The sequence below is a fragment of the Sphingomonas sp. genome (assembly GCF_048594985.1).
Taxonomy (GTDB): Bacteria; Pseudomonadota; Alphaproteobacteria; order Sphingomonadales; family Sphingomonadaceae; genus Sphingomonas_I.
This window is the reverse complement of the sequence record NZ_JBMDXG010000334.1, coordinates 1-10,468: the sequence shown is the minus strand read 5'-3', so window position 1 is coordinate 10,468 and position 10,468 is coordinate 1. Positions and strand designations below refer to the sequence as shown.

The following is a 10,468-nucleotide window of genomic DNA, read 5'->3' as shown; positions in this document are numbered from 1 at the left end:
CCACAATCATCGGCGTGCCGATGGCCAACTGGCTGGGACAGGCTGTCGGCTGGCGCTGGGCGTTCGTGGTCGTGGCGGCGCTGGCGCTGACGACGGTCGTGCTGGTCCGGCTGTTCGCGCTGCGTGCGCCGGTCGAGGAGGGCGCAAGCCCGCTCCGCGAGCTGGGTGCGCTTGCGCGCGGGCAGGTCTGGCTGTCGCTCCTGATCGGGGCGATCGGGTTCGGGGGCCTGTTTTCGGTCTACACCTATCTGGCCAATACGTTGGTGGACGTGACGGCGATGGACATCCGCCACACGCCATGGATGTTCGCGATTTTCGGTGTCGGGCTGACGCTGGGCAACCTGATCGTGCCGCGTTTCGCCGACCGCGCGCTGATGCCCAGCGCGGGCGCGCTGCTCGTCTGGTCGGCGGTGGCGCTCGCGCTTTACCCGCTGGCGGCGCACAACGTCTGGACGATGGCGCTCGACGTGCTGGCGATCGGGCTGGGCGGCGCGCTCGGCACGGTGCTCCAGACGCGGTTGATGGACGTGGCGGGGGATGCCCAGGCGCTTGCGGCGGCGCTCAACCATTCGGCGTTCAATACCGCCAATGCGCTCGGCCCCTGGCTGGGCGGGCTGGCGGTTGCGGCCGGCTATGGCTGGACGTCGACCGGACTCGTCGGCTGCGCGCTGGCGCTCGGCGGGCTGCTGATCTGGGTCATGTCCTACGCGACATCCCGGCCGACGACTGCCAGGTCAGCCGCCTAGATTTTCCGCCATCTCGGCGAGTTCGAGCCAGCGCAACTCGGCTTCTTCCTTGCGCCGGCGCGCGGTTTCCAGTCCTGTCATCAGCGCGTTGAAGCGCCCCGGATCGCGCGCATAGAGTGCCGGGTCCGCCAGCAGTGCCTCGTCGCGGGCGATCGACGCCTCGATCGTCTCGATCTCGCGTGGCAGCAGGTCGAGATCGCGCTGGTCCTTGTAGCTCAGCTTCGCGCGGGCGGCCGGCTTGGCAGGCGCAGGAGCGGCCTTGGGAGTCGATCCGCGCGTCGCAGCCGTCCGCGCCGCGCGCTGCTTGACCCAGTCGGCATAGCCGCCCGCGACGATATCGACCTGTCCCGATCCGTCGAGGCCGAGCGTCAACGTCACCGTGCGATCGAGGAAGTCGCGATCGTGGCTGACGATCAGCACCGTGCCCTCGTAATCGCCGATCACGTCCTGCAGCAGGTCGAGCGTTTCGAGGTCGAGGTCGTTGGTCGGTTCGTCGAGCACGAGGAGGTTTGACGGTCGCGCGAATTCGCGCGCCAGCAGCAGGCGCGACCGTTCACCGCCGGACAACGTGCCGACGCGCGCGTCGATCATGTTCGGATCGAAAAGGAATTCCTTGAGGTAGCCGGCTATGTGCTTCTTCTGGCCGAGCACCTCGATCCAGTCGCCGCCGTCGGCCAGAATGTCGCGGATGCGCTTGTCGGGCGCCATCAGCTTGCGCTGCTGATCGATGATCACGCCATCGAGCGTCTTGGCGAGCTTCACGCGGCCTTCGTCCGGCGCGACCTCGCCGGTCAGCAGCTTGAGCAAAGTCGTCTTGCCCGCCCCGTTGGCGCCGACCACGCCGATCCGGTCGCCGCGCGTGACGCGGAAGGTGAAGTCGCGAATGATCGTGCGGTCGCCGAAGCGCTTGGTGACATACTCGGCGTCGATCACGACCTTGGTCTTGCTGTCGTCGCTGGCGGTGACGAGCTTGGCCGCGCCCTGCGGCCCCAGCATCGCCGCGCGCTGGGCGCGCATCTCGTGCAGCTTGGCGAGGCGGCCCTGATTGCGGCTGCGGCGCGCGGTGACGCCGCGTAGCAGCCAATGCTCCTCGATCTTCAACTTGGCCTCGAGGCGCTGGGCGTTGCGCGCCTCCTCCTCATAGACCCGCTCGGTCCAGGCATCGAACCCGCCGAACCCGATCTCGGCCCGGCGAAGCGCGCCGCGATCGAGCCACAGCGTGCTCTTCGTAAGGTTGGTCAGGAAGGCCCGGTCATGGCTGATCGCGACGAACGCGCCCCGGAAGCGACCGAGCCACTCCTCCAGCCATTCGATCGCGGCGAGATCGAGGTGGTTGGTCGGCTCGTCGAGAAACAGGACATCGGGATCCTGCGCCAGCGCGCGCGCGATCGCGGCGCGCCGCCGCTCGCCGCCGCTCGCGGTCGCGGCCTCGCGCGACAGGTCGATGCCGAGCTGGTCGGCGATCGCCTCGACCTCGTACGGCGCGGGGGCGTCGTCGCCGGCGAGCGCCCAGTCGCGCAGCGTGGCGAATCCGGCGACCTGCGGATCCTGTTCCAGCAGCACGACCTTGGTGCCGGGGACGATCGTGCGGCGCCCCTCGTCGGGATCGATCCGCCCCGCCAGCAGCTTGAGCAGGGTGGTCTTGCCCGCCCCGTTTCGGCCGATCAGCGCCAGCTGATCGCGCGGCATCAGGTGAAGGTCAATGTTCCGGAACAGCCAGCCCGCGCCCTGTACCAGCCCAAGATTTTCATATGCGAGAATGGGAGCCGCCATGATGCGCGCGCTAGAGCCGCCCGTGCCCGCTGCCAAGTCTCTCGTCCGTGTCCCGTTTACCACAGCACGGCGCGAATGAAGCGAGTGGGGTACGGTGCCATCATTCACAGCCTGTTCAATGCGTTGCGGCTAGGTAACCATTCCCATGACGATGAAGCCGTTTCTGACCGCCACGATTGCCTTGATCGGGGTTGGCGTCGCGCAAGCCGACGCCCAGCGCGCCGACTGGCGTCGTCGCGATCAGGACCAGGCCTTCGCCGCGCGCCGCGCCGGCCAGATCATGCCCCTGCGCGAGATCGAGGGGCGGGTGGTCCCGCGCATGGCGGGTTCGGACTATCTCGGGCCCGATTTCGATCCGGGCTCGGGTGTCTATCGGCTGAAGTTCATGCGCGGCGGACAGGTGATCTTCGTCGATGTCGACGGTCGCACCGGGCAGATCGTCGGTCGCACGGGATATTGAAGCGGGGCCGGAACGTTCATATCCGCACATGGGACGAACCCACATGCGGGTCGAACGAAAGGTAGCACCGAATGCGCGTATTGATCGTCGAGGACGAACCCAACCTGGGTCGCCAGCTCCGCGCGACGCTGGAGGGGGCGGGGTACGCCATCGATCTCGCGACCGATGGAGAAGACGGCCATTATCTGGGTTCGACCGAGAATTACGACGCGGTCGTGCTCGACCTCGGCCTGCCGGAGGTGGACGGGCTCACCGTGCTCGACCGCTGGCGCAAGGAAGGCAAGCATATGCCCGTCCTCGTCCTCACCGCGCGCGACAGCTGGTCAGACAAGGTGGCGGGGCTCGATGCGGGAGCTGACGACTATCTCGCCAAGCCTTTCCAGACCGAAGAACTGATCGCCCGCCTGCGCGCGCTGATCCGCCGCGCGGCGGGCAATGCCTCGTCGGAGCTGATCGCGGGCGACATCCGGCTGGATACCCGATCGGGCAAGGTCACCAAGGCCGGCGCGCCGGTGAAGCTTACCGCGCAGGAATATAAGCTCCTTTCTTATTTGATGCACCACAAGGGCAAGGTGGTGAGCCGGACCGAGCTGATCGAGCATCTCTACGATCAGGATTTCGATCGCGATTCCAATACGATAGAGGTGTTCGTGACGCGGATTCGCAAGAAGCTGGGGGCGGACGTCATCACCACCATTCGGGGCTTGGGATACAGCCTCGACGAGCCGGCCTGACGTGGAGGCGCCAGCGCGCCCGCGCTGGCTGGAGCTGCCCGCCAACTGGCTGCGGCTGCTGCTGGGGCGGCGACTACGCTTTTCGGGTATAGAGGGCGGCCCGCCACGGGAGACGCGCGAGACCACGGGATCGCTTACCCGGCGCATGCTGTGCATCGCCGCCTTGTGGATCGCGCTGCTGCTGCTGGGCGGCGGCGTTGCGCTCGATCGCGTGCTCAACGCAGCGATCACGCGCAATTTCGACGCGCAGCTGCAATATGTCCTGTCGGCGATGATCGCCTCGGCCGAGCTCGATCCGGTGGGCGAAGTGCGGTTCACCCGTCCGCTCGGCGACCAGCGTTTCCTGGAGCCTGCGTCTGGCCTTTATTATCAGGTGTCAGGTGCCGGGCACGAACCGTTCCGATCGCGCTCGCTGTGGGACCGGGCGCTGGAACCACGCGCCACGCACGCCGATGAAGGCATCCATATCTACGACAGCGACGAGTTCGCGGACCAACCGCTGCGCGTGATGGAGCGCGACGTGCGGCTGCCGGGGTCGGCGGTTACGTGGCGCTTTCAGGTAGCGCAGGATCGCGGCGGCCTCGACGAACAGATCGCAATCCTGCGCCGCACGCTCGTCCGGTCGTTCGCCATCCTCGGGCTCGGGCTGATCGTCATGTCGGCCTTGCAGGCGACGTTCGGCCTATGGCCGCTGCGCCAGGTCCGTCGCCAGATCGCGGGCGTGCGGGCGGGGCGGATCGCGCGGGTCGACACGCGCCTGCCGATCGAAATCGCGCCGATGGTGGAGGAATTGAACGACCTCCTCGCGCATAATGAGCGGCAGGCGGAGGAGGCACGCACCCACGCCGGCAATCTGGCGCATGCGCTTAAAACCCCGCTGACGGTTATCATGAACGAGGCGAGCGTCGGCGGCCCCGATCTCGGCAAGACCGTCTTCCGTGAGGCCACGACGATGCGGCGGCAGGTGGACCATCATCTGGCGCGCGCGCGCGCGGTGGGGCGGCGTGGCGCCGCGCAGAGCGTTGCGTCGGTCTGGCCCAGCCTGCAATCGGTGGAGCGGGCGGTCAGCCGGCTTTATCCCGACGGGACGATCGATCTGGCGGGTGATCGTCAGGCGCGCGTCCACGTCGAGCGGCCGGATCTCGACGAGCTACTAGGCAACATCATCGAGAATGCCGCCAAATTTGTGGGCGGGCGCGTATTCGTGACTGTGGAGGGTAGCCCCGCGCAGGTCGACATCGTCGTCGAGGACGACGGCGCCGGCATTCCGGAGGCAGAACGCCAATCGATCTTCGAACGGGGCGCACGGCTCGATACGGGCAAGCCCGGGACCGGGCTGGGCCTCGCGATCGTTCGCGACGTCGCCGAAATCTACGGGGGGTCCGTCCTGCTTGAGGAAAGCGAGGACCTTGGCGGCCTGCTGGTCCGCCTGCGCCTGCCCGCCGCGCGCTAGATCAGCGGCGAGGCAGCGCGATCTCAGCGGCTAGACCGCCCAAGTCCGCCGAGCGTCCCAGCGTGAGCGTGCCGCCATAAAGTTCGATCAGTTCGCGCGTGATCGCCAGCCCGAAGCCATAGCCGATGCCGCTTTCGTCGAGCCGCGCGCCCGGGCGCAGCGCCTCCACGACCTGCTGATCGTTCAGGCCGTTTCCGTCGTCTTCGATCCGGATGATCGCCATCGACGCGGCCATGGCGGCGGTCAGCCGAACCGTTCCGCCCGCGTGGCGGCACGCATTGTCGAGCAGATTGCCGAGTATCTCATCCAGATCCTGCCGATCCACCGCCACGGTCAAGCCGGCAAGCACCTCCGCGTCGAGGGCTAATGCACGCCCGGCGTGGAGGTGGCCGAGCGCGGCGGTGAGATCGTCGACCACCGCCCCCACGTCCACCGGCGTGCGTCCGGCCCCGCCGGGCGCGGCGCTGCGTGCGCGGCGAAGGTGGTGCGCGATCCGCCGGTCGAGCTGCTCGACCAAGGCCCGCGCCTGTGGCGACGCCTGCTCGCGCGCGAGCTGGAGCGAGAGCGTCGCCAGCGGGGTCTTCAGCCCATGGGCCAGGTTGGCGAGATGGCCGCGCGCATGCTCCAGCCCCGCCTCATTCTGTTCGATCAGCGCATTCACTTCCTCCGCAACCGGGCGCAGTTCGCGCGGCTGGTCGGACGGCAGGCGTCGCGCGGCGCCGGACCGCACCTGCGCGATCGCCCCGACGAGCGCGCGGAGCGGCCTCAGTCCGTAGCGAAGCTGCGCAAAGGTCGCGAGCGCCAGCCCGACCCCGAGCAGACCGAGCGACAGGAAGAGGGGGCGCAGCGCATGGCGCAGCGGCCAATCGACCACATCGCGCGGCGCGGCAGCGAGGATTTCGATCGGGCCAGTCGCACCGTCCGATCTACGGACGCGGATATGCAGGTGCCGGCCCGTGGCGCTGACCCCCTCGGCCGAGACGGATTTGTGCGCGGGGCCGGGACCACGCTGAAACACCTGGTCGATGCGCAGGTCGGCCTCGCCCCGGCGCCATTCGCCCGCCTTGGTCCGAACCCGCCAGCTCCAGCCCCAATCGGGCTGCTTGAAGGCGGTCAGCTCGATCACCTTGCGCGGATCCAGCCGGTCGTGCGCATCGATTGCCTCGGCCAGGACCTCGATCTGCGTTTCCAGCGTGTGGTTGAGCCCCCGTATTACGAAGCGCTCGAGCACATGCCCGATCGAGAAGGCGGCGAAGGCCAATGCGGCGATGCTGGTCAACGCCGCGATCGCGATCAGGCGCGCGTGCAGCGACAGGCGCGGGATCATTCTGCCACGCATGACAGCTTGTAACCCCGGCCTCGAATAGTCTGGATCATCTCCGCGCCGATCTTCTGGCGGAGCCGCCAGACGATGACCTCCAGCGTGTTGGAATCGACGTCGGAATCATATTCGTACAGCCGCTCGACCAACTCGGTTCGCGGGACGACCGAATCGCGGCGCAGGATCAAGGTCGACAACAGCCGCCACTCGAACGCGGTCAGCCGTAGCGGCTTGCCGTCCAATTCGAAATTGCCGCCCTGCGCATCGAAGCTGAGGCTGCCGCACGTCACGCGGGGTGCGGCGTGTCCGGCCGCGCGACGGACCAGCGCGCGCAGGCGCATGACGACCTCCTGCGAGCGGAACGGCTTGGTGAGGTAATCGTCGGCGCCTGCCTTGAACCCCGCGACCTTTTCCGACCAGCCGTCGCGCGCGGTGAGGATCAGGACGGGCAGGGGGCGTCCGGCCGCGCGCCAGCCCTGCAGCACGGACAGACCGTCCCGCCGTGGCAGGCCCAAGTCGAGGACTGCCGCGTCGTAGAGCTCGGTTTCGCCCAGATGCGCGCCGTCCTCGCCGTTGGTCGCTATGTCGACCGCGAAATTCTCGCCGCGCAACGCGCGCGCAAGCTCGTCGGCCAGTGCCGCATCGTCTTCGACCAGCAGGATCCGCATCGATCGCCTCCTTAGGACGGCATAAGCGCGCCAGCCCAACCGAAACTTAACGACGCGGAGCAAAAGCGCGCCCGGCCGCGCTCCTCCCACCATGTTGATAAGCGCCGTTTCACATCCTCCCATTTGCGGGTCTCGAGGCCGCAATCAGGATGATATCGCAGCATGGGATCGCTGCCTCGCAGGCGCGAGGGTGATCGCTGTTCGCGAGAGAAGGCGAAGTCCCTTGCCCGACTAGCTGCGCCGGTAACGGAAGTACCAGGCCTTGGGAGAAAAGCTGCAAACGACTGATATCACGCGATAATCTAACCTCCTGTGGATGCTTTCTGTCCGTCTCATACATGCCGCCCGCGGTCGCGACCTCGCGATTGATCAAAGAACGGCATGATTGCTCAGGACGGGGAACGTTATTGCTGAAGTGCGCGACGTTCCCCCCTTCAGGCTGCTGCGAAAGCGTTCTGGAGCGGGAAGGTCTGCTCCTATTCCCCCTCCCAGCACGCGCTCGCGAAGCGGGCAACCTCGCCTGCGAGTTCGCGGTCCTCAGGCGTGTTTCCCATGAAGCCGCCGTGCGGCATCGCTTCAAACACATGCAGCTCCGCGCTCACACCGACCTGGCGCAGCGCCCGGTGCATTCGTACTGTGTTGGACAGGAACAGGTCGCGCGTGCCCGATTGCAGGAAGCTCGGGGGGAAGCCGGTGAGATCGCCGAAAAGAGGAGATAGATGGGGATGTGATAGTTCAGCGCCCCCGCCGTAAAGCTGGTTGTTACGCATCAGCGAACCAGGCAGGACCACATCGATCATCCGGTTAACCTGGAAGCTGTCGCCGGACTCGGTCAGGTCGACCTGAGGTGAAAGCAGGACCAAGCCTGCCGGCATCGGGAGGGCGTTCTCCTTGGCGCGCAGGAGCATGGCCGCAGCGAGATTGCCGCCTGCCGATCGCCCGCCCACGACGACGCGAGTTGGCGCGTGGCGCTCCAGAACGTAGCGGTAGGCCGCCATCGCATCGTCGAGCGCGGCCGGGTAGGGATGTTCCGGCGGCGTCCTGTAGTCAACGCCGTAGCACAATACCCCAAGCTGGTCCGCCTGCATCCGCGCCTGGGCGATGCAGGCATCCCCGCCGCCGAAGACCAGGGCGCCGCCGTGAAAGTCGATGTAGGCGAAATTCGGGTCTGACACGGCCTGCGGCGTTGCGACATGAAGCGTCGTACCATCCGTTTGGATGGTTTCGATCTCCGATCGAAGTGTCCCCGCCAGCCCTTTTACGGCTGCAGCATATTGCACGTCTGCGGCGGCTTTGACCGCCGCCCAGCCCGTATGATCCTCCGGCAGGGGCATCGTGTAACGCGCGTTCAAGGGTGTCCCGTCCGGGCCGACGAGCTGCTCGAGCTTGGCTCGTGCTTCAGCGCTGATCGAGGCGGGAAACGGTATGCGGCGCGCTGGCACCGCCACCCCATGTTCTTGATCGGTCATGTCTCGTGATAACTCCTTCCCCAGCCGGAGCAGCGCGCGGCGTTTAGCCTTCAGCGCTCGTTAGATCTGATCCACTTTGTTTCGCTTGGAACCTGGTAGCTTCCGATCAGGTCGAGCAGCGCGGCCGGATCGCTTGAGGCGAGCAACATGCCGCGGTGGACGGGCTTGAGGAAGGCCTCGTCGACGACGTGATCGAGAAAGCCGAGCAGCTTGTCGTAGAAGCCTTCGATATTCAGCACCGCACAGGGCTTCGCGTGGTTGCCGAGCTGGGTCCACGTCCACACCTCGAAGATCTCCTCGAAGGTGCCGATGCCGCCGGGGAGAGCGATGAACGCGTCGGACAATTCGGCCATGAGAGCCTTACGCTCGTGCATCGAGCCGACTACGCGCAGGTCCGGCAATCCCGCATGCGCGACCTCCCGGTCGACCAGGGCCTGCGGGATGACGCCTGTCACCGTGCCGCCAGCCGCGATCGTTGCATCCGCCACGGCGCCCATGAGGCCGACAGCCGCCCCACCGTAGACCAGGCCAATGCCTCGTTCGGCCAGAAGCGTGCCGAGGCGCATCGCGGCAGCACGATATTGTTCAAGACGGCCGGCGCTCGAGCCGGAAAACACACAAATACGTTCCAAGGATCTACTTCCATCAGTGGGCAAGTTCAGAAATGGCTGCGGCACCTGGGGACACAGGGTCGTATCCAGCGCCGGGTCAGTCGATGGTCAGGACCGCCTTTCCTTTGAACCGGCGGGACAGGAGTGCGCGCGATTCCTCATCGATATCATGCCATGATCCGCTGTGACTGATCACCGGGTCGAGCGTGCCCTTCGCAAGCCGCGCGGCGAGGTCGGACAGAATGGTGCTCGCGATCGCGGGATCGGGCCGGGTGAGCTCCTCGCCAAGGAAGAAGCCATAGAGTGATGTGCCGCCATATCCTCCGCCCGGGCCGAGGCGGAACGACTTCGCATCGAACGTCGTCAGCTCATCTCCAGCGGCGTCACCAAATTGCACGCACATGCCGCGGGGCGCGAGCCAGGTGAGGGCGCTGCCCAGAAGCTTTCCGCCTACACCCTCGAGGATCAGGTCGTAGGGTCCAGATATCTCTGCCTCGCTCTCGCCGACGGCGATGGCATGAACCGGCAGGCGACGTAGCATCGCCGCGTCGGCTTCAGAGCGAAGAAAGGCCGTGACGTGAGCGCCTGCGGCAGCCGCGAGCTGGATCGCGATCAAGCCGACGCCGCCCGTGGCGGCCGTCACGAGAACCCTGTCACTGAACTCCAACGTCTTCTTCGATAGGGCGAGCGCCGCCGTCATCCCGGCAACGGGAAGGACGGCCGCCGCTTCGAAGCTGACCTCGTCAGGGATCTTCGCGAGAAAATCGGGGAGAACGGCAATCCTCTCTGCCCAGGCGCCTTCGAACTTGAGACCGACGACCCGATCGCCAACGGCAAAGTCCGATCCGTCAGGTACGGCCTCAACGACGCCGGCGAAATCCCATCCCGGGCGATGGCCGACCGGCGCTGCGAGCGCCTCACGAATTTCGCCATTGTTGAGAGATATCGCCCGGACCGCGACGGTCACTTCGTCCCGGGTGGGTGAAGGGAGGTCAAATTTCTTGACGCCAAGCCGGCGATTGCCTGCTGCCTCCAGCACGGTCACTGCGCGCATCGTCAGCCCTCGATGCAAAGGGTCTTGGCGGGATAGTCGAAGGTGATGGTGCCGGCCTTCCACAATGGAACACCGAGCGACCCGTCAAACAGGCCAATCTCAAACGCCTTCACACCGGATGATAGCGCTGCTTCAACGCCGGGAATGACGGTCCCGCCAAGGCGCATTTCCGCAACGGG

At 66.5% G+C, this 10,468-nt stretch carries 10 protein-coding genes; 4 read left to right on the top strand and 6 right to left on the bottom strand.

What is annotated here, in order from left to right; genetic code table 11:
- Positions 1–746, top strand: a 746-nt coding sequence (locus ACOJSF_RS13705) for an MFS transporter (RefSeq protein WP_420142753.1), incomplete at its 5' end; no start/stop codon positions are given.
- On the opposite strand, the gene ACOJSF_RS13700 is transcribed toward ACOJSF_RS13705, so the two are convergent.
- On the bottom strand, positions 735–2,519 hold the full coding sequence (locus ACOJSF_RS13700) for an ABC-F family ATP-binding cassette domain-containing protein (RefSeq protein WP_420142752.1): 1,785 nt from the start codon (positions 2,517–2,519) through the stop codon (positions 735–737). The two genes, ACOJSF_RS13705 and ACOJSF_RS13700, sit on opposite strands and share 12 nt — an antisense overlap.
- A 151-nt stretch (positions 2,520–2,670) precedes the next feature.
- Between ACOJSF_RS13700 and ACOJSF_RS13695 the strand changes: the two genes are divergently transcribed.
- The 3 genes from ACOJSF_RS13695 to ACOJSF_RS13685 all read left to right on the top strand — a co-directional run bounded on the left by ACOJSF_RS13695 (position 2,671) and on the right by ACOJSF_RS13685 (position 5,166).
- The gene (locus tag ACOJSF_RS13695; protein WP_420142751.1) at positions 2,671–2,979 is read left to right on the top strand and encodes a hypothetical protein; all 309 of its coding nucleotides are present in this window, start codon (positions 2,671–2,673) and stop codon (positions 2,977–2,979) included.
- A gap of 71 nt (positions 2,980–3,050) precedes the next feature.
- On the top strand, positions 3,051–3,713 hold the full coding sequence (locus ACOJSF_RS13690; protein WP_420142750.1) for a response regulator transcription factor: 663 nt from the start codon (positions 3,051–3,053) through the stop codon (positions 3,711–3,713).
- A gap of 145 nt (positions 3,714–3,858) precedes the next feature.
- The gene (locus ACOJSF_RS13685; protein ID WP_420142754.1) at positions 3,859–5,166 is read left to right on the top strand and encodes an ATP-binding protein; all 1,308 of its coding nucleotides are present in this window, start codon (positions 3,859–3,861) and stop codon (positions 5,164–5,166) included.
- Position 5,167: 1 nt separating this feature from the next.
- Here the strand turns inward: ACOJSF_RS13685 and ACOJSF_RS13680 are convergent, their stop codons facing one another.
- The 5 genes from ACOJSF_RS13680 to ACOJSF_RS13660 all read right to left on the bottom strand — a co-directional run bounded on the left by ACOJSF_RS13680 (position 5,168) and on the right by ACOJSF_RS13660 (position 10,280).
- Positions 5,168–6,493: a sensor histidine kinase gene (locus tag ACOJSF_RS13680; protein WP_420142749.1), complete on the bottom strand. Its 1,326-nt coding sequence runs from the start codon at positions 6,491–6,493 to the stop codon at positions 5,168–5,170.
- Positions 6,490–7,155, bottom strand: coding sequence for a response regulator (locus tag ACOJSF_RS13675; RefSeq protein ID WP_420142748.1), 666 nt, complete (start codon positions 7,153–7,155; stop codon positions 6,490–6,492). The genes ACOJSF_RS13680 and ACOJSF_RS13675 overlap by 4 nt, the downstream gene beginning before the upstream one ends.
- Before the next feature lie 476 nt (positions 7,156–7,631).
- A complete protein-coding gene (locus ACOJSF_RS13670) occupies positions 7,632–8,624 on the bottom strand; it encodes an alpha/beta hydrolase (protein ID WP_420142747.1) in 993 nt (330 codons plus the stop codon).
- A gap of 50 nt (positions 8,625–8,674) precedes the next feature.
- On the bottom strand, positions 8,675–9,256 hold the full coding sequence (locus ACOJSF_RS13665) for a TIGR00730 family Rossman fold protein (protein ID WP_420142746.1): 582 nt from the start codon (positions 9,254–9,256) through the stop codon (positions 8,675–8,677).
- A gap of 76 nt (positions 9,257–9,332) precedes the next feature.
- Positions 9,333–10,280: a zinc-binding dehydrogenase gene (locus ACOJSF_RS13660; RefSeq protein WP_420142745.1), complete on the bottom strand. Its 948-nt coding sequence runs from the start codon at positions 10,278–10,280 to the stop codon at positions 9,333–9,335.
- Positions 10,281–10,468: the final 188 nt, after the last annotated feature.

Excerpts from the sequence above, each read along its gene's own strand:
- ACOJSF_RS13700 (WP_420142752.1), bottom strand. The coding sequence starts at position 2,519 with ATGGCGGCTCCCATTCTCGCATATGAAAATCTTGGGCTGGTACAGGGC.
- ACOJSF_RS13695 (WP_420142751.1), top strand. The coding sequence starts at position 2,671 with ATGAAGCCGTTTCTGACCGCCACGATTGCCTTGATCGGGGTTGGCGTC.
- ACOJSF_RS13690 (WP_420142750.1), top strand. The coding sequence starts at position 3,051 with ATGCGCGTATTGATCGTCGAGGACGAACCCAACCTGGGTCGCCAGCTC.
- ACOJSF_RS13685 (WP_420142754.1), top strand. The coding sequence starts at position 3,859 with ATGCTGTGCATCGCCGCCTTGTGGATCGCGCTGCTGCTGCTGGGCGGC.
- ACOJSF_RS13680 (WP_420142749.1), bottom strand. The coding sequence starts at position 6,493 with ATGATCCCGCGCCTGTCGCTGCACGCGCGCCTGATCGCGATCGCGGCG.
- ACOJSF_RS13675 (WP_420142748.1), bottom strand. The coding sequence starts at position 7,155 with ATGCGGATCCTGCTGGTCGAAGACGATGCGGCACTGGCCGACGAGCTT.
- ACOJSF_RS13670 (WP_420142747.1), bottom strand. The coding sequence starts at position 8,624 with ATGACCGATCAAGAACATGGGGTGGCGGTGCCAGCGCGCCGCATACCG.